The following is a 21,468-nucleotide window of genomic DNA, read 5'->3' as shown; positions in this document are numbered from 1 at the left end:
ATCTGGACGAGAGGTACAGCCATTTCCAAGATCAAAAAAATCATATAAGGCCGAATTTTACTCTGTTTATGCACTTAGACTCGAAATCATAGTCAATAATTGGGTATTCGATAATAATCGAATACCCAATTGCTTTATTTATGCCAGTTTTTACAAAATAAAACAGAATTACGCTCACAATTTATGGATCAACTGCAAGCCGATTGACCTTGGTGCCATAGGAAAATCATGAGGAATTGCCAGCCCCGGTGCCAGACTAGGTTCACGCACATCGGCGTTTAGCAGATTGCGTGCATTGAGAGACAATTCCCAGCCGCCAAACTTGCTACTCAGTGCCAAATCAAGCGTGGTGTAATCAGGAACAGGTGGGCGTGTGTCGCCAGCAGAACGTAGTCGTCCTGCGACGCGATTGACTTGTGGGCTAAGTAGAATACCCGGTGCCATTTGCCAACTCAGTTTAGCAAAGGTATGGTGGCGAGGAGCAAGGCTGGGGTCACTGCCATTCTGTGGATCTCGCGCTTTTTGCCAGGCATGTTGAAAGCTGCCACGCAGCTTGTCACTGAATTCCCAATTAAGTTCAAGTTCTGCACCGTGTCCATTGACTTGCCCCACATTTCGGTAACTTGCACCGGGCGCTGGTGCGGGATTTGCCACGCTACGGATAATCGAGGCCATGCGGTAGTCGAATAAATTCAGGTTGACGCCTAACTTATAATTAGCTTGCCAGTTCAAGACTAGTTCATGGGTGCTGATGGTTTCTGGTTGCAGTGAAGGGTTACCACTATTGACAGGATTAATACCGTATTGCTCATTAAAAGAGGGCGCACGGAATGCACGGCCTGTCAGAAATTTCGCTGTCACATCAACACTAGCATCCCAAACCAAAGCTAGGCGCGGATTGGTAGTGCCGCCAAAATCATCATAGCGATCATGCCTGACACCAGCGGTCATTACCCAGTCCGGTAATATTTGCCACTCATCTTGTAGGTATACATAATTGATGCGTCGGCGGTGCGGCAAGATATGCGGTTGTATCGCATTGTAGTCTTGTACCGCTCCCGTCGGTATGGGTAAACCAGTGGGACTGAGTAAAAAATTCTTAAAGGTTGTAGTGTGATATAAATTCAAATCATCATGACCTGCACCTATACGTATAGCATGACCAAGCCAGCCGTTATAGGCCGCAAAACCAGAGAGTCGCACCGTACGTTGCCATCTTCCCGGACCGCCTATCATCCCGTCAGGAAAATAACTGGGGCCAATGCGAGTACCTGGCGGAAATAATGCGATCCCTTGTGGTGTTTGCTCAGCGAGACGCAAGAAACTGAGCACTGCACCGAAGTTCCAGTCGTTAATCAACTGCGATGAGTTCCAACTTAAGTCGCTGGTAAAACGGCTGCTATCACTATGGTGAGTGGGATCAAGTGCACTATTAACGCCAGGACCAAAACCAATATCGTTACGGATTTTGTAGCTGCTACGCCAACGCCAATTGCTAGACGAAAGATCTAATTGAGCGTCTAAAGCTTTGTATTCAGTATTGACTGGGCCTGGCGCAAGACTGACTTTGGTACCAAAGCGTTTATCATTCAAGGTCTGCGCATCTTGATCAATGATACTGCGCTGACCATCCGTACGCCCTACTTGCAGATACGCAGCAACCGTAAGATCAGACAATTTACCACCGTGCTGTATCCAGGCATCAGCAGTGCGAAAAGAAGCAACACGTCCACCCAGAGTGGTGCCCGGTATTTCGGCGGCCGATTTGGTGATGATATTGATCACGCCAGCAAATGCATCTGCGCCATACAAAGCAGAACCTGGTCCGCGGATAATTTCAATACGCGAGACGTTGGTGAGCGGCATGCTTACCCAGTTATTCCCCTTATCACCATTGTAGACATCCGTCATCGGTATGCCGTTTTGCAATACCAGCACTTGCGGATTAATCACGCCATTGCCACCAATGCCGCGTATCGCATAGCTGGTCGCATAGGTCGGTGCGATACGGTTAACGTGGATACCAGTCACGGTTTCCAGTGCTTCGTTCAAGTCGGTGAGTCCCATGGCTGCGATATCTTCGGCCGTAATGACCGTAGCCACAGCAGGCGCGCGACGCAGCAATTGAGAATTCCCCGTGGCGACACTGATGCTGGCACGATCTCCAAAAACCAAAGCAAGATCTTCACCTGATTGCGCATTAGGACTGACAGACTGAGCTTGCGCCAGACAAGGTAGCAAAGGCAACGCCAACATCGCAATGAAACTTTTTTTCAGGCGCAGCGCATTAAAGTCCACATTGTTGAAGTTTGCTTTACTCATAAATAGACCTTGCAAGTAATTAAATGCGGGTTGTGTGAACGATATCGAGAATGTGGACAAACCAAAACGTGAGCAAACCAACTAAACGCAGCCCAAATGCTTACAATAGCGCTTACAAGAGTGCTGACAAGAATCATAGAGTTAAACGCTTTCGCCTACAAGTTGTGCTTGGGTTTCGGTAAATGAAATTCATCACCAGTGGGTTTTACCTACTTCCGCGACACACGCAAATTTTATTCATCGATACCGCTGCGTTCATTCTGACAAGACATTATGCGGCGCGGCACAGGGCAAGGTAATCGTGATACGCGTTCCTTTATCGGGCACACTCTCAACATTGATTTCTCCGCCCAATAATCCAGTCACCAAGTTGTAAACAATTTGCATACCTAGGCCTGAACCACCCTGTCCAAATTTCGTGGTAAAAAAGGCTTCAAAGATACGCAAACGTACGGCCTCGCTCATACCAACACCGTCATCGCTACAAATGATCTGTACATAGTCTTGATCATGAAGTCGGCTTTCTATACTCAAACAACCCTGATCGCGTCCCGCAAAACCATGCACTAGCGCATTTTGTATCAGATTACTGATGACCTGTCCGAGTGGACCGGGGTAACTGTCTATTTTCAAATCTGGCGCTAGTCGCGTTTCTATCTGAAAAGGCTTGTGCTTAAACATAGGTTGCGAAGCAAACAGAATTTCGGAAATAACACTATCAAGTTCAAAGACGCGACGCATCTCCGTGGTTTGATCCACCGCGAGCTGTTTGAATCCCTTGATAATTTCTGCGGCACGCTGCACATTCTGTGTGACCATTGCGCTGCCTTCTATACTTTGTGCGATAACTCGTTCGAACTCAGACTTGCGCAAACCACCGGTAGCCATAGCCTGAGCAATTGTTTGCATAATATCTTCCATCGTTGATGCCGCCATCAAGGCGTTACCCAATGGCGTATTTAATTCATGCGCGACACCGGCAACCAAGCGTCCTAAGGAAGCAAGCTTATCGGATTCAATCAATTGTCTTTTCGCTTCGCGCAGCGTATGCAGTGCTTGTTGCAACTCCGCATTACTGCTGCTGAGCGAGGCCGTGCGTTGCGCTACTTTCTCTTCTAATGTGGCAGCATGGTTGGCCAACTCGGCATTAGTTTCTTGCAATTCTTGCTCGCGTTGCTCGAGGCTCTGCATCATGCTATTAAATACTTGCGCCATGCTGGCAATGTCACTAGGCCCATCCGGTATCGCCCGTAAGCCCATTTGTCCTTGACCGGCTTGTGTCATCACCTTAGACAGCTCGCCTAGCGGTTGACTGAGTCTATGGGCCAGCAAACGTAACAACCATAACAACAGACAGGAAAGTATCAGGCCGACACCGAAATTAATGAAGGCTAATCTATTCACTAATTTTGATAAAGCAGCTTTACCCTGGGTGACGCGCACATAACCGAGTAATTCAGGCGTGGCGATAGCCGCCTCGAATGGCGAAGCCTCAGCTGGTTTGGTGTACACAGGTGCTACAAAGCGCCAGGCCAGATTAGTTTCTGTTTCAAGATAAGAACCCGCAATTTTTGTCTTAGGTTGGCCGGCACTCATTTCTGCCACCGTCCCCTGACTTATTAAACTGCGGCCATCGGCATACAGCAATTCAACCTGTAATACATCCGTAAATGACATAGCACGTTGAATCGGCTCGCGGGCATTATCTGCACTCTCTGTTAACAAGGCTAATTGACTTTGCTGCGCCACGCTATTGGCTAAACTTAAGCCTTGCTGCACCAAGGTTTCACGGACCTGCAGACTGCCCTGCCAAGATGAAAGCAAAGCGGTAACTGATCCTACGCTAAATACACCAATAGCCACCGCAATAATCAACTGCCGTCGAAAGGTGGCATGGCGCAATCGCGCAAGCCAATAGTTGAGGTGTAGCCAATTCATCGTTCTGGTAGTAGCAGTTGAAAACCGCTCTGGAATTGAGGCGTTAAATCTAGGCCTAAATGACTGGCGGTACGCGTATTAAGTGCCGCATGCACATCACGCAAAGGTAAGGCACCACGTGCTAACGGTGCACTGCTATTCAGTCTGGCCAAGGCAGACCGTGCCAGGCTACGACCCAGTTCGAGATTGTCAGGATAGAGCGAAAATAAAGCGCCACGTCGAACATGCGCCACATTACTGGAAAACAGCGGCAGGTTTTTATTCCAACTCTCCTGAAGCACCAGAGGTAACACGCTCGAATCATCAACCGCAAGAGGATCTTGCAGCAGCCAAAGCGCATCCTGTGAAGTCGCCTGGGTAAAAAAATCCTGATAGTAACGAAGTGCACCTCGTAAATCACTGACTTCTTGCATCCGCAAATCAAGACCAGACTGTTTGGCGGCGTCCTGTGCAAAACGCATTAACCATGCGCTATGCCGTGCAGAATAGGCGACGTTAACGCGTTTTACCGCCGGCAGCAAAGCTTTTAAACGTTGCATCAATAAGGAAGGATCGGGTGCTAAACACAATATGTTCGCTTCACGCGCTTCGTTTTCAGTCGGACTGATAATGCCACCCGCGACCACATCCACGCCGCGTTCCAAGGCACTAGCCAGACGCATACCAGCACGACCAAGGGCAATCACCACCTTCAGATCGGAACGCCGCAATTCAGCCACCATCGCGCTTAAATCTGTGTCGACGGGTACCGCCAGCTTATAGGTACGCGTCTGTAACTTATCGTCTATCCCTTCCAAAATCTTGGCAAAGATGGCGCGAAATGGTTCACCGATTTCCGGGTACAGTACGGCTAAATTTTCTTTGCGGGAGGTTTGCGCAAATACGGGCTGATGAATCGCGCAATTAATGCCATTGCCTAAAGCACCGCTAAATATTGCAGTCGTCAAGACTCTCAAACAATCTCGCCGCGCAGTATTATCGATATTGGGTCGCTGTCTCATAGAACCAACTGCCTTTCTACAGCAGATTGTTTGGCATGGATAAACCCATTGCAGAAAAATGAGCCCAACACTTCGAAGTCATCAACAGCCATTATGAAGCGAAGCATAAGGAAGTCATGAAAGAATCAATGAGGAATAAAAATTAATTGAGAACCAGCCATAAAGAAGTATAGGCGTTCGACTTGCCTGAGGTCAACGAAATAAACTAAGGTCAAAACAAGCATGATTGCCAAGCCACAAATACTTTGACACTATCATCGCTAAGCAACCCTTTTACCAAAAATAATCAAATCCCGTTCGATACCATCCAAATTCGCAACCTTAGGCATGTTCGCCCAAATCTCAAAATTAAACGAAGCAAACAAATTCATACTAGCTAGGTTGTGACCAAAAATAAAACCCAAAAGTGTATGTACTTTGATTTGTGGTGCGAAGGCAATGGCTTGTTCTAAGAAATAGCGACCTAAACCTTGACGCCGGCTTGATTCATGCAGATAGATCGATAATTCCGCGGTACCAGAATAAGCTGGACGGCCATAAAAATTGGAAAATGATAACCAGCCTATGATGTCGCCTTTGGCACCTTCAACCACCCACAATGGACGCCTCTCGGGCGTATGTTCGTGAAACCAATTCAGACGTGATTCAACCGAAATTTCCTCGGTATCGGCAGTGACCATACGTGAAGCCACAGTGGAATTGTAAATCGCGACTATCGCAGCCAGGTCGTCCAAACGCGCAATGCGATGTGAAAATTGTGGAGCGTTTGATACGGGTGTGGGGAATAAGGAAGAAGACGACATAATGAAAAGTGAGAGAATAAGGTAGAAAAAAATCGCGCAAAAAAGATGTACAAAAAAATACTGCGCTGGCCAAACTAGAATCAGTGGCAATCAGACGCAGTTATTTTCTGATAATTGAGTTGTGATTAAAGCGTATGCGTCGCTCGTGATGACCGGATGCTGGCACCCAATACTTCTTCTACCCTCAGCTTGACCCGGACACCGCTTTCATCATTCGGAAAATGCACGCCTATACCTTGCGATTTATTATTACCTGCACCAGCCGGCGTCACCCAAGCGACTTTGCCAGCAATAGGATATTTACTCGGGTCATCCAATAAAGTCAAAATCACGTAAATTTCTTCACCCAATTTATACGCTTTATTGGTCGGTACAAAAATGCCGCCATTTTTTAAAAAAGGCATATAGGCCGAAAACAAAGCGGACTTTTCTTTGATTGCCAAGGACAACACCGATGGCCGTGACGGCGACGGCATGTTCAGGGGAACACCAGGATCTTGTGGTAAATCAGCCATAACAAATTCCAGTAACAAGCTTTAATTGAATGGTTCTAGCCAAGAAACGATGTGGCGCAATACACTGCAAACGCTCAGTAGTCACTTAGCTGAAACTCGAAGAATATTCTAACAGCATATCCTCTAAAAATAACTTTCCAGACAAAGGATGAGTGGCGATGGCCTGTCTGTCTTGACTGCTTTTGATCAATTTCATCAAGATATCGTTGCTACTACGTGCCGCGAGTCGACTGATATCTGATTGATACTTGGGATAATACCGGATTTTACCGCTTTGCTTAAAAGAAAAAATATCATACAACCAACGCTGCAACCATGACACCGTTCTTGGCATATCCATTTTTTGCATTTTATCAGCGAGCTTCAAACTCACTTCGATATCGGGCTTGCTTAATCCTCGCAAAAACTCTTCCAGATCTTTAGTGTCGTCCGATTGCGCCATTTCCAAGGCCAAAAGTGGTGCGCCACCCTGCAGAGCTAACCAGGTTTCTGGGTCTTTCACCGCTTGCGCACTTAACCACGTTAGAGCTTGTGTTGTGGTCGGCATCGTCAAAGGCAATTTATGGCAACGAGATAATATCGTTGCCAAAAGTCTATCCACTTTATGCGAAACCAAAATAAACACAGTATTCGGATTAGGCTCTTCCAAGGATTTCAGCAAAGCATTTGCTGCCGGTGTGTTCAATGCCTCCGCCGGATACATCACAACCACGCGCGTTCCCTGTCTGTGGGTAGAAATATTCATGAAATTGGATAATGCGCGAACCTGATCAATCACGATTTCTTTGGAAGGCGCTTTGCTGGCTTTCGCGGATTTTTTTTCAGGCTCTTCAGCCCCCTCGCCTGCTTCGGATTCAGCCGCCTCTTCTTCATCCAATAAACCGGGACGTACGCGACGATAATCGGGATGGCTGTACTGATCAAACCAATTACAAGATAAACACCTAGCACAAGCGTGACCGTCGCTCGCAGGTGATTCACACAATAGCGACTTGGCTAGATGTTCAGCAAATTGCGCTTTCCCTATGCCCTCGGCGCCATATAACAAAAAGGCGTGCGGCATACGGCCGCGCATGGACATAATTTGCGACCAGGTATCGTGCTGCCAATCGAATAAAGCTTGGTTCATAGTTTAATTTCCATACTTATCAATGGAAGTTTGTTAGCTCGTCGCATGGGCGCACATCGCATCAATAATTCCTAATAATTCCTGCTGTATCGCTTCTATGCTACGGGTTGAATCTATCACTTTAAAACGTTGAGGAAACTCTGCCGCACGGCGCAAATACTCGTTGCGCGTGTCATTAAAGAAATCACTTTTTTCTTGTTCAAATTTATCCAATGTACGCGTAGCATCTAAGCGGGTACGCGCGACCTCGATCGGTACGTCAAATAGTAAGGTTAAATCAGGTTGCAAATGCGGATGCACCCATTGCTCTAAAGCGTTCAACTTATTCAAATCCAATTTACGTCCTCCGCCTTGATAGGCAAAAGTCGCATCAGTAAAACGATCTGAAATGACCCAAGTACCCGCATCGAGTGCAGGCTGTATCACTTGAGCGATATGTTCACGACGCGATGCAAACATCAATAAGGCTTCGGTTTCCAAATGCATTTTTTCTTTTAACAGCAAAGCGCGTAAGGCTTCACCCAATGGCGTGCCGCCAGGCTCTCTGGTGCTAATAACTTGGATGCCTCGCTGTGCTAATGCTGCTTGCACAAAACTGATATGGGTCGATTTACCCGCACCATCTATGCCTTCAAAACTAATAAATAGTCCGGAGTGATGCTCTTTATTCGTCATGCTTTTTTCTCGTTCTTATAGGTATAAAAATACTTAACGCTGATACTTATTAACCGCTTTATTGTGATCGTTTAAATTTTCCGAAAAGTGACTGGTGCCATTTCCACGCGCCACAAAGTAATAAGCATTGCTAGGCTCGGGGTTGAGCGCTGCTTTCAAGGCATCGAATCCCGGCAGAGCTATCGGTGTTGGCGGCAAGCCCGCACGTGTGTAGGTATTGTAAGGGGTATCCGTGGTCAAATCGCGTTTGCGAATATTGCCTTGAAATTGATCGCCCATGCCGTAGATGACGGTCGGATCGGTTTGCAATAACATGCCGGAGCGTAACCGGTTTACAAAAACCGATGCGATCATGCCGCGCTCGCTAGCCTGCCCTGTTTCTTTTTCTATGATCGATGCCATGATTAAAGCCTGATAAGGATCTTTATACGGCAAATTCTGTGCGCGCTTATTCCAGGCTTCGTCTAATTTTGCCAGCATGGCTTGATGTGCTTGTTGAAACACTTGAACGTCGCTGCTATTTTTTGCAAACAAATACGTATCAGGAAAAAATAGACCCTCTGGATGTTGATATTTACTACCGATTTTTTTTAGTAATTCCTGATCAGATAGCCCAGTCGTATCGTGACGAATTGAGGCGTGTGCGTCGATTGCATTGCGCATCTGTCTGAAGCTCCACCCTTCGATAATCCTCAGATTACTAAAGCTGAATTTACCTTCAACGATTTTTCTTAGTAATTGTTGTGGTGTCTCTTGTGGTGTCAATTCAAACGAACCCGCCTTTAAGCTAGCTGCCTTACCCGTGACGCGCGCCAATGCCTCAAAAAAATAAGGCTGTATTGGCACCCCGGCATCGACTAACTGACGCGCAGCACTGCGTACATTACTACCAGACTTGATCGTGAATTCTATGCTTTTATCGCTATCTAAGGGCGTGTCCATCCAGCGTACAAAAGCCCAAGCACCAAGTGCCGCGAGCACTAAGCTCAACAAAGTACAAAAAACCAAGAATTTTTTCAAAGAAGCCATGTGAACACTGATCCCCATTTACTGCGATAATCACGAAAAATCGCTGCCATTGTAAATGGAAGCATTCTGCATTGGCACAAAAACTGGAAAAAATGAGCACAACATGAGCACAACAACGCAATTTTTCAATACCTCAAAGACACAGGATGCCAGCCAACTCACTATGGCGCAATTAGAAAACGGTTATATCTGTCTGATACAAGATCAAAACCTGATGCGAGCCAATGGTGATGATGCTGCTAGTTTTCTGCATAATCAACTGAGCAATGATGTTGAGCATCTCAACGATACGCAATCACGCTATGCCGCCTACTGCACCGCAAAAGGACGCATGCTCGCTAGTTTTCTATACTGGAAAATGGACAGCAGTATCGTCTTGCAAAGTTCCGCTAGTTTGCAACCAGCATTACAAAAACGATTACAGATGTTTATTATGCGCTCGAAGTTAAAGCTGGAAGACATCTCTGAACAATTTGCGTTACTCGGGCTTAGCGGTAAGGCAGCAGAAGCATTTTTATTGACGCAATTTGCTCAACTACCGATCGGGGTCAACGACAAAGCTAATAGCGATGCGGGCACTCTAATCCGTATCCACGATGCCTTTAATGCTGCGCGCTATCAATGGATAGTCACCCATGAAAAATTGGCGGAAATTATTGCGCAGATTGATGAAAGTTTGCAAAAAGTCGATGCCAGCATCTGGCGTTTAGGTAACATTCATGCAGGTTTGCCGCAAGTTGTTGAACAAAGCAAAGAAAAATTTGTACCGCAAATGATTAATTTCGAATTGATAGGCGGTGTCAACTTTAGAAAAGGCTGCTACCCAGGCCAAGAAATCGTCGCACGCAGTCAGTATCTGGGGAAACTCAAGCGCCGCATGGCAATTGCCTTAGTCAATGCTGATAGCGTCGATGTGGCGATGGAAATTTTTTCCGATAACGATCCAAGTCAGCCTTGCGGCATCATCGTCAATGCAGAACGCAATTTTGGTCACGGTTTCGCCTGCTTGGTAGAAATTAAACTGGCGGATCAAGAACAAGGCAAAGTGCACTTGGGCGCTAGTAATGGGCCGATACTGGAGTTTTTAGCTTTGCCTTATGCGTATCTGGATGTGACGGAATAGCTCATCAATATGGATTGCTACATCTATTACAAAAGTGAACTCGGTCACGCAACGCAGATTGTGCATAGTGTTGAACTTTTACGCGCTGAGCTGATGGGCAAAATTCGGCACCGAGTTCAATTGCAAAGACGGCCAATTTGCAACAATGGACTCATCACCTGGATGGAAATCTACCACGATGTACCGGAAGGCTTTGAACAAATAATTAATGTCGCTGTAGCAAAATGCGGCCTGCCTACATGGATACAAGGCGAGCGTAGATTAGAATATTTTATTCATGTTTTAGATTAAATCCGCTGTTACCACTCAGTCAGGACTGAACCAATCAAGTAGTTCAAATTCAATGCCTAGTATGCTTCTGCCCGCGATCTTGCCCTTCTCGATCATGTTGATGGTAAGCGGTGGTGCAGAGATCGTGCATCCAGATGGAAGACGCGAAAGCCTGCCCCGCTTCCCTTTGCGCGGGTCGTTTACCGACCCCATCTTGGTCGAGTACGCACCAGACATTACCGCTAACAAAAAAGGGAAGCGAATTGCCTCCCTCCTTTTTTCTGATTCAGATTTAGCCAGACTAACTTAGCTCAACTCTTCTAAACGCAACTTGGTAACTTTGCCCGTCACTGATGCCAATGCTTCTATCCTTGCTATCGCTGCATCCACATTTTTTTCTTGGGTCTGATGCGTCAGCATGATGATGTCCGTACGTGATTCTCCTTCTGCTGGCTCTTTTTGTAACATCGCATCGATAGAAATCGAAAACTCAGCGAGTATCTTTGTTACGTCAGCTAATACGCCAGGCTTGTCTTCTACACGCATACGTAAGTAGTAGCTGGTGAACACTTCAGAAATTGGCAATACCTTCAAATCGCTCAAAGCATTTGGCTGGAAGGCCAGATAAGGAACGCGATGTTCAGGATCGGCTGTCGCCAAGCGCGTGATATCGACGACGTCTGCGATCACAGAAGAAGCTGTTGGTTCTGAGCCAGCACCTTTCCCGTAATACAAAGTAGCACCAACGGCATCGCCTTGTACCAAGACTGCATTCATTGCGCCTTCGACGTTTGCGATCAAACGTTTTTCTGGAATCAAGGTTGGATGCACGCGCAACTCTATGCCTGCATCGCTACGCTTAGTAATGCCCAAGAGCTTGATGCGATAACCGAGTTGTTCTGCATATTCAATATCGGTCGCTTCTAATTTCGTGATGCCTTCTATGTAGGCTTTGTCGAATTGAGTCGGAATGCCGAATGCGATTGATGCCATGATGGTCAATTTATGAGCGGCATCAATTCCTTCTATATCAAAAGTGGGATCTGCTTCTGCATACCCAAGCGCTTGGGCTTGTTTTAAAACCGTAGCAAAGTCCAAGCCCTTGTCGCGCATTTCGGACAAGATGAAATTCGTGGTGCCGTTGATGATGCCTGCTATCCATTGAATGCGATTGGCGGTCAAACCTTCGCGCAAAGCTTTGATGATAGGAATACCGCCAGCTACTGCGGCTTCAAATGCCACCATCACACCTTTGTCTTCTGCGGCTTTAAAAACCTCATTGCCGTGTTTAGCAATTAAAGCTTTATTCGCCGTCACCACATGCTTGCCATTGGCAATGGCTTTTAGTACCAAGTCTTTTGCAATGTCATTTCCACCGATCAATTCGACTACGATGTCGATGTCAGGATGATTGACCACCAGATTGCCGTCAGTGACGATTTCAACTTCGCCTTTCACGATTGCTTGGGCGCGCTCTACATTACGTACTGCCACCATCGTAATTTCAATCGCACGACCTGCACGGCGCATAATCTCTTCTTGATTGCGCTTGAGAACATTGAAGGTGCCGGAGCCGACTGTGCCTAATCCTAATAGGCCTACTTTGATGGGTTTCATATATATTTAAATAAATTTTAAAAAAGATTGATTATAGATTATTCATTTGCGTGCTTGGGTGCAAATTCGCCCGTGCCATGACGGCGGCGATAGCCTTCAAGGAAGCGCGCGATACGGCCAATGGCATCAGCCAGATCATCCGTATTAGGAAGGAAAACGACGCGGAAGTGATCCGGTGCGATCCAGTTAAAACCCGTGCCCTGCACTAATAAAACACGTTGCTCAACCAAGAGATCTTGGATGAAGGCCTGATCATCTTCTATTGGATAAATAGCCGGATCAAGTTTGGGGAACATATACAGTGCCGCTTTTGGCTTGACGCAAGTAACCCCGGGTATAGCGGTTAATAATTTGTATGCGAGATCGCGCTGTTTCAAAAGTCGACCACCTGGACCGACTAAATCTTTAATACTTTGATAGCCACCTAATGCGGTCTGAATCGCGAATTGTCCGGGCGCATTTGAACACAAGCGCATTGAAGCCAACATGTTCAAGCCTTCGATGTAATCTTTGGCATGACGTTTTTCGCCAGAAATCACCATCCAGCCTGCGCGATAGCCACACGAACGATAATTTTTGGAGATGCCGTTTAAGGTCAGGAATAAAACATCATCGGCCAAGGACGCGATAGACGTATGTTCCGCTTCATCGTATAAAGTCTTATCGTAGATTTCGTCGGCAAAGACGATTAATTGTTTCTCGCGTGCGATATCGACAATCTTTTGCAGGATCTCAACCGGATACAAAGCGCCAGTCGGATTATTAGGATTGATGACCACGATCGCTTTGGTACTCGGCGTAATTTTGCGCTTGATATCCTCGATATCCGGCATCCAATCTGCGCTTTCATCGCAAATGTAATGTACGGGCTTGCCACCTGAGAGGCTGACGGCAGCAGTCCACAAAGGGTAATCGGGTGCAGGAACCAAAACTTCATCACCGGGATTGAGCAAAGCATTCATACCCATCACGATTAACTCAGATGCACCATTACCGATATAAATATCGTCCATGGTCACACCGTGGATTTTCTTTTCCTGGGTGTAGTGCATGATGGCTTTGCGCGGTGCAAACATGCCTTTAGAGTCGGTATAGCCCGCGGCACCTTGCATGTTCAAAATCATATCCTGGACGATTTCATCCGGTGGACCAAAGTTAAACACGGCCAGATTGCCGATATTCAACTTGATGATTTTCTGACCTTCTTCTTCCATCTGCTTGGCCTTCTCTAAGACTGGGCCGCGGATGTCATAACAAACGTCTGCAAGTTTTTGGGATTTTTGGATGGGGCGCACGAGACTGCTTTCAAAAAGGGAATTAAAAAATGCTGCACTGCCGAATGAACCATTCTGCCCAAAGCGCCCTATTTTATCAATGTGTTTTGGCGAAATATTTAATTAAGTCTTGTTTCTTTCTCTCTGAGCACAATTAAATGAACGATTTTTGACAATTCTCCACAGGAAATAAGAATTTTCACGTTATTGTTTAACACCATTACCCACTAGCGACTACGCCTTTGATAAATGAGGCAAGATTCGAGGCATGAATCAAATTTGGGAATGTCTGCCGCGATGCATCACAGATATTTGCATTTTTGTTAAACTGTATGCACCTAGCTACATCGATACGCATCAAACACACAAACCAGGACACTTACATGCTGAGAGCATCATTATTGCAACTGCAAGCGCCCCAGGACGGCAACTTCGACCCATTACCGAATTTAATTCACTTGTTTGACGCGATTCGACCAAGATCTACCACCTCAGCTTCTCAACTGCCTGCATTAATAACTTTATTGCAAGCTGAACCTGAACTAACGAAGGGGCTGCGCGCGCATATTCTGCAACTTCTAGCTCAACGTCATGCTGTATTACTCTTAGCAACTTCTGGAATCTATCCTGCAACCGGTGTTTTCGCCGAAACACTACGTCGGCTTTCCCACAAACTCTTACCGGAAGTCGACGACAGCAATCAGTTGAAAGACGCCTTGCGCGAAATGCTCAAAGTCAGTGATGCAGCCTGGCTCGCAAGCAGTGATTTGCAAGACTGGATAACTTTACTCAAGCTTCTGAATTTCGCTCAAGAACGGACAGAAATTCCCATAGTCAGCACCAGCAAACCGCTGCTCGCCGACATTTTGGAGGCCTTACGCGTGGTCGCCCATAGGATAGCCGCAGCGGGCTTAGAACCAGAAATGCTAAGACTAGATCCCAGCCTGGAGAATCACGCATCACCATTTCTGGGCGTTTGTGAAGAAGCACTGCAACTCAGCAGAGAAATTGAAAATCACATCAGTGCTGGCAATAACTCAGATATGCAACACATTGATGCTCGCCACCTTGACGTTTTGATCGATCAGGCCAGCGCTACCATAGACCGTGTACGGCGCCGCGCACAGCATCAAGGCGCCAGTTTCTATTTGACCTTCCGCCTGCGCCGCTTGCAGCAGCATTTGGATAGGCTGGATAGACTAACCGCATTACTGGCCGCTTACATCAGTCAAGATGAAGCCGAAATCAGTACACAAATTGCCGATTTGTGGTGTGAGCTGGCAATTGCCGAATGCCGCCAAAACAATATTCGTCAATTTTGGCGCCAAAACGCGGAGCTAGTTGCCTTGCGCGTGACAGAAAACGCAGGTCGAAGCGGCGAACACTATATTACAGAAACGCGCAGTGATTATTTCGCCATGCTAAAAGCAGCGGCTGGTGGCGGCCTTGCCGTTGCCTTGGTGGCGGCAATTAAAATCAATATCGGCGCTCGTGGCTTGGCACCACTCGCCGAAGTACTAGCTAATTGCCTCAACTATGGTCTGGGTTTTGTATTGATACATCTACTCCATTTCTCAGTCGCGACTAAACAGCCGGCAATGACAGCCAATGCCATTGCCGCAGCCATAGGCGAAATACAAGGCAATACGCGTGAACGACAGCGAGACTTGGAGCCTCTAGTCACCCTAATCGCCCGCACTCTGCGTACACAATTAGCCGCCATTGCAGGCAATATTGGACTCGCTATTCCCGTTGCATTGTTAATCGCCTACTTAGTTCAACATTTTAGTGGCACCCATTTCGTCACGCCTGAAAAGGCCAAGCACTTATTGCATGATATAGATCTGTTTAGTGCTGGAACGCTAATTTTTGCTGGTGTAGCAGGCGTTTGCCTTTTTTTAGCGGGCTTGATCGCAGGCTACTACGACAATCTTTGCAGCTACAGCAGGATTCCTGAGCGCCTAAACCGTCTGCAATGGGCGCAAAAATTATTCGGCAAAGCGCGTTGGGAACGCGTCAGCGAATACATACGCAATAATCTAGGCGTCTTAGCTGGCAATTTTTTCTTGGGATTTTTACTGGGTGGTGCAGCTGGCATTGGGGCATTGCTAGGCTTACCACTAGACGTACGTCACACTACCCTTTCATCCGCCATGTGGGGCTATTCCCTGTTTGCTTTGGATTTTCAACTCCCTTGGCAAATGGTGGTCACCACGGCACTCGGTTTTTTAGGCATAGGCATTGTCAACCTTGGTGTCAGTTTTTATCTCGCATTGTCGGTTGCCTTACGAGCGCGTGGTGTGGATTTTACCCAACGCATAAAATTATTAACTGCAATAGCACGGCGTTTTAGGACTCATCCAAGAGAATTTTTGCTCCCCCCAAATAAATGAGCTAATGAAGGTAAAAAAACATCCTGAGAAATGCCCGCTTCTTATCACATTAATAGGCACTAACACGGGTATCTATTTGTAATATTTTGCTGATGTTACGATGCAATTGCGCATCTTTCACCACAGTGAAATCAGGCTTGACGACCGTGGGGACACTCGCTTTGTTGCTAGTGAGCAGAATTGTTTTTGTGTGGGCGTGACTCCCTTTGGTTAAAGCAAGTGCAGCAATGATTGATGCACCATTAAGATGATGAACCTCCATGCTGCTAATCACAAAATCAAAGGACTCGGTTAAAGCACGCCCCAGAGCAACATAACCATCATTTACAACTTCTGCTCGAACATGATGATCTTTTAAACAGTCTCGCAGCAAAACAACAATCACATTAGAACGCTCAACAATTAATGCCGAACGCATGGTCGGAAAAGCTTTATGACGCAATTCTTGTAGTCGCCTATCTATATCGATTCGACATTCATCATTAAAACTATAGTCATCCACGACATCTCTTACTAAGTCGATGTAGGCTAAAGCAATATCGATAAAAGCTTTTGTCAACTTACCAGGATGTTCGAGAATTTCGCTTAAATTATCTTCGAGCGGATGGCAAATATTAGTAATTTCATAGATACCATAGGTACCGCCACTACCTTTTAAACTGTGCACCAACCGAAACAGTGAATTAAAATTTTCTGCTATGAAGCCAGTTTTTTCCATTGCCATGATGGCGAGTTCGATATCATTTAGGCGAGTCGGCAATTCATTTAAATAATTCGTTCGCAACTGTTGCAACATCTGTACCGCGACATTCATGTTTTATCCTTTAAGACAGATGTTTTTTGGGACGAGAGATAGATTCATCATAAACTTAATTTTTGAAGAACATGTCAATCTCGGCACAATAAAGTGCTTCCACAATGTGCACTTACAACATTGGCAGATGACGACAACGCGTTCATAGCATCTTTAACTCTCAATTAGACATGGCAAACAAACATTTCATGATTCTTATTTTTCGAGGAAGGCAATTGAGATGAGTCAAACCAAGACCTTATCGAACCGAGTGAAGATGAGTTAGGTATCTTTGAGCAATCCCATGAAAAACGTTACAATGCCGCAGCCTTTGCAAGCACGGCATACGCCCGAACAAATACCTATAACTCGACGATACTCATGAAGCTCCACGCGACCAATACCCAACAATATCAAACTGTTACCGCCTACGACGACGCTGGCGTCGAATTTAATGCGATTCGCTACGATCACAGTCTCATCGTTTTGCCTGAAGTGATACCAGTAGCCTGGGATGTAGCGAGTTTCGAAGCCTTGACAGCTGCAAATTTTGAGCAAATTGCGGCTACCGAACCGGATGTTGTCATCTTAGGCACGGGCAAAAAACAAAAATTCATTCACCCTAAATTGATCACTGCGCTTAGTGCCAAACACAAAGGCGTGGAGTGCATGGACAACCAGGCAGCCTGCCGCACCTACAATATCTTGATGGCCGAGGGCCGAAAAGTTGCACTTGCTCTGATTTTGGAGAAAGTATGAGTCCATCCTATTTGAAGTCGGTTTACGATTCACCGCGTACATTATGGACGGTGCTGATCGGTTTTTTAGTCGTATGGTTTTATATGCTAGGAGCTCGTACTCTGGTTCCTACCGACGAAGGCCGTTATGCAGAAATGGCGCGTGAAATGGTGGCGACGGGCGACTGGATTACGCTGCGTTTAAACGGCATTAAGTACTTCGAAAAGCCACCACTACAAAATTGGATGAACGCACTGACCTTCAGCCTATTTGGTTTGGGCGACTGGCAGGCTCGTTTGTGGACGGGACTATGTGGATTGATCGGCATCTGGGCATCCACTTATACGGCATTCAAAATCTATGGTCGTCGTGTGGCGATCAGTACTGCTTTAATTTTGGGCTCCAGCTTCTACTGGGCGGCGATGGGACATATCAATACGTTGGATATGGGCTTGTCTGGCATGATGACTCTGGCTTTATGCGGTTTGTTATTGGCACAACGTGATGGTGCCAGCGATAAAGAGCGAAGAAACGGTATGTTGTTATGCTGGGCCGGCATGGCCTTAGCGACCATGTCTAAAGGATTAATAGGCTTTGTCTTGCCGGGTGCAGTATTGGTTTTGTACACTATTTGGACGCGCGATCTTGGTTTGTGGCTGCGCTTGCATATGGGCAAAGGCTTGCTGCTTTTTTTTGCGATTACTGTGCCGTGGTTTATTTTAGTTTGGCAAGCCAATCCTGAACATCCACAGTTCTTCTTTATCCATGAACATTTCCAACGCTTCACCAGCACCGTACATAAACGCGGGGGCGCTTGGTATTACTTCTTCCCTTTGCTGATCATTGGCATCGTGCCTTGGCTAGGATTGTTATTGCAAAGCTTACTTGCCACCATACGTAAAGAACCAAGTCAATTTCAAGCCAAGAAAATGTTGGTGATCTGGGCGGTCTTTATTTTCTTTTTCTTTAGCATTTCAGGTTCAAAACTGCCTTCGTATATTTTGCCTATCTTCCCGGCCTTAGCGATTTTAATTGCTTGTGAATTAGAAAAAATATCCGTAATGAGTTTGCGCATCAATGCAATTCTGTTGACTTTAATTGGTGTGGTCTCATTGGTGTTCACTCCCAAGATCGCGGACATTGCTAAGAGCGCTTACGAATTACCATTTTACGAAGCGATGATTCCTTGGGCGTACGCCGCGGCCGCGATTGCCTTGGTGGGTGGCTTAGTTGGTGTTGTGTTTGCAAAACGTAATAAAGATATCGCTGTACTTGCCATGGCGATAGGCGGTTACCTCGGTGGTCAGGTAGTTTTTATTGGTCATGATCAATGGGGTAAGTATAGTGCTGGTGTTTATCATCTGCCTGCCATTCAAGCTGAATTGAAAGCTGACACACCAATTTTCGCGGTGGGTCGCTACGAACAATCTCTGCCCTTTTACTTGCGCCGCACCACGATTCTGGTAGAGCATCCCGACGAAATGCAATTTGGGGTTGGAATTCAGCCAGAATTGTGGATACCGAAACGTGCTAATTTTTTCAAAAAATGGCGCGAGATGCATGCCAAAGGCGAAAAGGCCGTCGCGTTTTTAAACCCCACGGTTTACAAAGCCATGCAAGATGAAGCTATTCCTATGAAGCTGATCGGAGAAGATCCTAAGCGGATTATCGTCGCAATTCCTTAATTCTAGCTGTCATTCAGGTCCGCACTGATTAACACTATTTGTTTTACGAAAGAACACTATGAGCAACAACCAAGCTTTTCTTCCTTTTACTAAGCCAACGATAGACGAAGAAACGATCAGTGCGGTCGCAGAGGTATTGCGCTCAGGCTGGCTGACGAGTGGCCCCAATGTAAAAGCCTTGGAAGCGCAACTCTCATCTTATTTTGGGGGGCGTCCGGTACGCACTTTTAATTCCGGTACTTGCACAATGGAGATCGCTTTACGCATCGCAGGTATAGGTGCTGGCGATGAGGTGATTACCACGCCGAATTCTTGGGTTGCAACCGCCAATGTGATCATTGAAGTCGGTGCAACACCAGTATTCGTGGATATTGATCCGAAAACTCACAATATCGATTTAAATAAAGTTGAGGCCGCGATTACCCCGCGTACCAAAGGCATTATTCCAGTGCATATGTGCGGTCTTCCTTGCGATATGGATCAGTTGTATGCGATTGCTAAGAAGCATAATTTACGCGTGGTCGAAGATGCCGCGCAAGCCATAGGTTCAACCTGGAAAGGTCAACGCATAGGCGCTTTTGGCGATTTCGTCTCTTTCAGTTTTCAAGTGAATAAGAACGTGATGACGGCTGAGGGTGGCTGTCTGGTGCTGAGCAACGAAGAAGAAGCAAAACTGGCTGAAAAATATCGCTTGCAAGGTGTTTCGCGCACGGGACTCGATGGCATCGATGTCGATGTCTTAGGTGGTAAATACAATATGACGGATATTTCTGCCGTGATCGGCTTGGGACAAATGAAACGTTTGGAGGAATTTAATGCCAAACGTAAAGCTCTCGCGCTTCATTATTTCTCGAGCTTCGGTATCGAGTTTGAAACTCTAACTGGTGCTGAATTACCGGTCGCTGATTTTACGAATTCAAACTGGCATATGTTCCATATTGTCTTGCCCGAACACGTCAATCGCGCCGAATTTATGCAAAAGATGCTGGATCTGGGTGTAGGACTTGGATATCACTATCGCGCGATTCACTTGTTCACGCTCTATCGTGAACGTGGCTTTACGGATGGCATGTTCCCGATTGCGGAACGCGTTGGTAAGCAAATTGTGACCTTGCCACTTTTCCCAACAATGACCGAAAATGATGTCGAACGTGTGGTGTCTGCGGTAAAATCCTGCCTACAATAATTTCTTGGCAGAAAAACATTATGCATCCTGAACTTTCCGTTGTCATTCCCGTATATAACGAAGAAGCTGGTCTCGCCAAGCTGTATGCCCGGCTATATCCCGCTTTAGATAAGCTCGCAGAACGTGGTGTCACCTACGAGATCGTGTTTGTGAACGATGGTAGTCGTGACCGTTCTGCTGAAATCTTAGCTGATCAATATCGTTTGCGTCCTGATGTAACACGCGTAGTGTTATTTAACGGTAATTACGGGCAACATATGGCGATCTTAGCGGGTTTTCAGGCAACGCGCGGCGACATCGTGGTGACGCTCGATGCCGATTTGCAAAATCCTCCTGAGGAAATTGGCGCCTTAGTCGACAAAATGCGCGAGGGTTATGACTACGTAGGCTCTATTCGTCGCAAACGTCAAGATGCGGCGTGGCGTACCTATTTGTCTAAGGCGATGAATCGCATTCGCGAAAAAATCACCCGTATAAAGATTACTGATCAAGGCAATATGTTGCGTGCTTACGGCCGCAATGTGATTAATTTGATCAATCAATGTTCTGAAGTGAATACTTTTGTACCGGCTCTAGCCTACACCTTTGCGCGCAAACCGACTGAAATTGTCGTGGAGCACGAGGAACGCACTGCGGGCGAATCCAAGTATTCGTTCTATAGTCTGATTCGTTTGAATTTTGACTTGATGACTGGCTTTTCCATCATGCCTTTGCAGTTGTTTTCTATGATGGGTATGGTTTTGTCGGGATTGTCGGGCGGCTTGGTCGTATTGCTCTTAATTCGTCGCTTTTTCCTCGGTGCTGAAGCGGAAGGCTTGTTCACTTTGTTTGCGATTGCCTTCTTCATGATGGGCGTGATCTTGTTTGGTATCGGTTTGCTGGGTGAATATGTTGGACGTATTTACCAGCAAGTACAAGGCCGCCCGCGCTTTGTGGTGCAAACGATCTTGGAAGAAAAATCTGGGGATCAAGTTTAA

The 21,468-nt window shown here is 46.4% G+C and carries 19 protein-coding genes; 8 read left to right on the top strand and 11 right to left on the bottom strand.

Annotated elements, in window-relative coordinates:
• Positions 1-174: 174 nt before the first annotated feature.
• The 8 genes from AC1RR2_RS00725 to mltG form a co-directional block, all read right to left on the bottom strand.
• Entirely contained in the window at positions 175-2,322 is a 2,148-nt protein-coding gene (locus AC1RR2_RS00725) for a TonB-dependent receptor plug domain-containing protein (RefSeq protein WP_493220381.1), read from the bottom strand.
• Positions 2,323-2,577: 255 nt separating this feature from the next.
• A complete protein-coding gene (locus tag AC1RR2_RS00720) occupies positions 2,578-4,260 on the bottom strand; it encodes a sensor histidine kinase (protein WP_493220380.1) in 1,683 nt (560 codons plus the stop codon).
• Positions 4,257-5,207, bottom strand: coding sequence for an ABC transporter substrate binding protein (locus AC1RR2_RS00715; RefSeq protein ID WP_493220379.1), 951 nt, complete (start codon positions 5,205-5,207; stop codon positions 4,257-4,259). The genes AC1RR2_RS00720 and AC1RR2_RS00715 overlap by 4 nt, the downstream gene beginning before the upstream one ends.
• Before the next feature lie 314 nt (positions 5,208-5,521).
• Entirely contained in the window at positions 5,522-6,064 is a 543-nt protein-coding gene (locus AC1RR2_RS00710; protein ID WP_493220378.1) for a GNAT family N-acetyltransferase, read from the bottom strand.
• A gap of 125 nt (positions 6,065-6,189) precedes the next feature.
• Positions 6,190-6,579, bottom strand: a complete 390-nt coding sequence (locus tag AC1RR2_RS00705; protein WP_493220377.1) for a PilZ domain-containing protein — start codon at positions 6,577-6,579, stop codon at positions 6,190-6,192.
• 85 nt (positions 6,580-6,664) lie between these two features.
• Positions 6,665-7,708, bottom strand: coding sequence for a DNA polymerase III subunit delta' (gene holB / locus AC1RR2_RS00700; RefSeq protein WP_493220376.1), 1,044 nt, complete (start codon positions 7,706-7,708; stop codon positions 6,665-6,667).
• Between the two features lie 33 nt (positions 7,709-7,741).
• A complete protein-coding gene (gene tmk, locus AC1RR2_RS00695; RefSeq protein ID WP_493220375.1) occupies positions 7,742-8,383 on the bottom strand; it encodes a dTMP kinase in 642 nt (213 codons plus the stop codon).
• A 33-nt stretch (positions 8,384-8,416) separates the two neighbouring features.
• Positions 8,417-9,412, bottom strand: coding sequence for an endolytic transglycosylase MltG (gene mltG / locus AC1RR2_RS00690; RefSeq protein ID WP_493220374.1), 996 nt, complete (start codon positions 9,410-9,412; stop codon positions 8,417-8,419).
• A gap of 103 nt (positions 9,413-9,515) precedes the next feature.
• Here mltG and ygfZ point away from each other — a divergent pair, with 103 nt between their 5' ends.
• From ygfZ to AC1RR2_RS00675, 3 genes are read left to right on the top strand one after another with little or no spacing between them, the layout of a single operon-like run.
• Complete coding sequence (gene ygfZ, locus AC1RR2_RS00685; RefSeq protein WP_493220373.1) at positions 9,516-10,535, top strand: CAF17-like 4Fe-4S cluster assembly/insertion protein YgfZ; 1,020 nt, start codon at positions 9,516-9,518, stop codon at positions 10,533-10,535.
• Between the two features lie 9 nt (positions 10,536-10,544).
• Positions 10,545-10,826 (top strand): DUF4936 family protein, encoded by a 282-nt coding sequence (locus AC1RR2_RS00680; protein ID WP_493220372.1) that lies wholly within the window; start codon positions 10,545-10,547, stop codon positions 10,824-10,826.
• Between the two features lie 52 nt (positions 10,827-10,878).
• Entirely contained in the window at positions 10,879-11,115 is a 237-nt protein-coding gene (locus tag AC1RR2_RS00675) for a hypothetical protein (protein ID WP_493220371.1), read from the top strand.
• On the opposite strand, the gene AC1RR2_RS00670 is transcribed toward AC1RR2_RS00675, so the two are convergent.
• A complete protein-coding gene (locus AC1RR2_RS00670) occupies positions 11,112-12,422 on the bottom strand; it encodes a homoserine dehydrogenase (RefSeq protein ID WP_493220370.1) in 1,311 nt (436 codons plus the stop codon). The genes AC1RR2_RS00675 and AC1RR2_RS00670 overlap by 4 nt on opposite strands.
• Positions 12,423-12,460: 38 nt before the next feature.
• On the bottom strand, positions 12,461-13,717 hold the full coding sequence (locus AC1RR2_RS00665) for a pyridoxal phosphate-dependent aminotransferase (RefSeq protein ID WP_493220369.1): 1,257 nt from the start codon (positions 13,715-13,717) through the stop codon (positions 12,461-12,463).
• Positions 13,718-14,079: 362 nt separating this feature from the next.
• Here AC1RR2_RS00665 and AC1RR2_RS00660 point away from each other — a divergent pair, with 362 nt between their 5' ends.
• Positions 14,080-16,089, top strand: a complete 2,010-nt coding sequence (locus AC1RR2_RS00660; protein WP_493220368.1) for a site-specific recombinase — start codon at positions 14,080-14,082, stop codon at positions 16,087-16,089.
• A 49-nt stretch (positions 16,090-16,138) separates the two neighbouring features.
• On the opposite strand, the gene AC1RR2_RS00655 is transcribed toward AC1RR2_RS00660, so the two are convergent.
• Positions 16,139-16,903: an Hpt domain-containing protein gene (locus tag AC1RR2_RS00655; protein ID WP_493220367.1), complete on the bottom strand. Its 765-nt coding sequence runs from the start codon at positions 16,901-16,903 to the stop codon at positions 16,139-16,141.
• 360 nt (positions 16,904-17,263) lie between these two features.
• On the opposite strand from AC1RR2_RS00655, the gene AC1RR2_RS00650 reads away from it, so the two are divergent.
• From AC1RR2_RS00650 to AC1RR2_RS00635, 4 genes are read left to right on the top strand one after another with little or no spacing between them, the layout of a single operon-like run.
• A complete protein-coding gene (locus AC1RR2_RS00650) occupies positions 17,264-17,641 on the top strand; it encodes an Mth938-like domain-containing protein (protein WP_493220366.1) in 378 nt (125 codons plus the stop codon).
• The gene (locus tag AC1RR2_RS00645) at positions 17,638-19,305 is read left to right on the top strand and encodes a glycosyltransferase family 39 protein (protein WP_493220365.1); all 1,668 of its coding nucleotides are present in this window, start codon (positions 17,638-17,640) and stop codon (positions 19,303-19,305) included. The genes AC1RR2_RS00650 and AC1RR2_RS00645 overlap by 4 nt, the downstream gene beginning before the upstream one ends.
• Positions 19,306-19,363: 58 nt before the next feature.
• Positions 19,364-20,491 (top strand): DegT/DnrJ/EryC1/StrS family aminotransferase, encoded by a 1,128-nt coding sequence (locus AC1RR2_RS00640; RefSeq protein ID WP_493220364.1) that lies wholly within the window; start codon positions 19,364-19,366, stop codon positions 20,489-20,491.
• A 20-nt stretch (positions 20,492-20,511) separates the two neighbouring features.
• On the top strand, positions 20,512-21,468 hold the full coding sequence (locus AC1RR2_RS00635; protein ID WP_493220363.1) for a glycosyltransferase: 957 nt from the start codon (positions 20,512-20,514) through the stop codon (positions 21,466-21,468).

It is taken from the genome of Undibacterium sp. GW821-FHT11H02, assembly GCF_058808015.1.
The sequence above is the reverse complement of the archived record's forward strand: the minus strand, read 5'-3'. Positions and strand labels throughout refer to the sequence as shown.

Excerpts from the sequence above, each read along its gene's own strand:
- AC1RR2_RS00710 (WP_493220378.1), bottom strand. The coding sequence starts at position 6,064 with ATGTCGTCTTCTTCCTTATTCCCCACACCCGTATCAAACGCTCCACAA.
- AC1RR2_RS00670 (WP_493220370.1), bottom strand. The coding sequence starts at position 12,422 with ATGAAACCCATCAAAGTAGGCCTATTAGGATTAGGCACAGTCGGCTCC.
- mltG (WP_493220374.1), bottom strand. The coding sequence starts at position 9,412 with ATGGCTTCTTTGAAAAAATTCTTGGTTTTTTGTACTTTGTTGAGCTTA.
- AC1RR2_RS00650 (WP_493220366.1), top strand. The coding sequence starts at position 17,264 with ATGAAGCTCCACGCGACCAATACCCAACAATATCAAACTGTTACCGCC.
- ygfZ (WP_493220373.1), top strand. The coding sequence starts at position 9,516 with ATGAGCACAACAACGCAATTTTTCAATACCTCAAAGACACAGGATGCC.
- AC1RR2_RS00675 (WP_493220371.1), top strand. The coding sequence starts at position 10,879 with ATGCCTAGTATGCTTCTGCCCGCGATCTTGCCCTTCTCGATCATGTTG.
- AC1RR2_RS00660 (WP_493220368.1), top strand. The coding sequence starts at position 14,080 with ATGCTGAGAGCATCATTATTGCAACTGCAAGCGCCCCAGGACGGCAAC.
- AC1RR2_RS00655 (WP_493220367.1), bottom strand. The coding sequence starts at position 16,903 with ATGAATGTCGCGGTACAGATGTTGCAACAGTTGCGAACGAATTATTTA.
- AC1RR2_RS00640 (WP_493220364.1), top strand. The coding sequence starts at position 19,364 with ATGAGCAACAACCAAGCTTTTCTTCCTTTTACTAAGCCAACGATAGAC.
- tmk (WP_493220375.1), bottom strand. The coding sequence starts at position 8,383 with ATGACGAATAAAGAGCATCACTCCGGACTATTTATTAGTTTTGAAGGC.
- AC1RR2_RS00680 (WP_493220372.1), top strand. The coding sequence starts at position 10,545 with ATGGATTGCTACATCTATTACAAAAGTGAACTCGGTCACGCAACGCAG.
- AC1RR2_RS00705 (WP_493220377.1), bottom strand. The coding sequence starts at position 6,579 with ATGGCTGATTTACCACAAGATCCTGGTGTTCCCCTGAACATGCCGTCG.
- AC1RR2_RS00645 (WP_493220365.1), top strand. The coding sequence starts at position 17,638 with ATGAGTCCATCCTATTTGAAGTCGGTTTACGATTCACCGCGTACATTA.
- AC1RR2_RS00720 (WP_493220380.1), bottom strand. The coding sequence starts at position 4,260 with ATGAATTGGCTACACCTCAACTATTGGCTTGCGCGATTGCGCCATGCC.
- holB (WP_493220376.1), bottom strand. The coding sequence starts at position 7,708 with ATGAACCAAGCTTTATTCGATTGGCAGCACGATACCTGGTCGCAAATT.
- AC1RR2_RS00725 (WP_493220381.1), bottom strand. The coding sequence starts at position 2,322 with ATGAGTAAAGCAAACTTCAACAATGTGGACTTTAATGCGCTGCGCCTG.
- AC1RR2_RS00635 (WP_493220363.1), top strand. The coding sequence starts at position 20,512 with ATGCATCCTGAACTTTCCGTTGTCATTCCCGTATATAACGAAGAAGCT.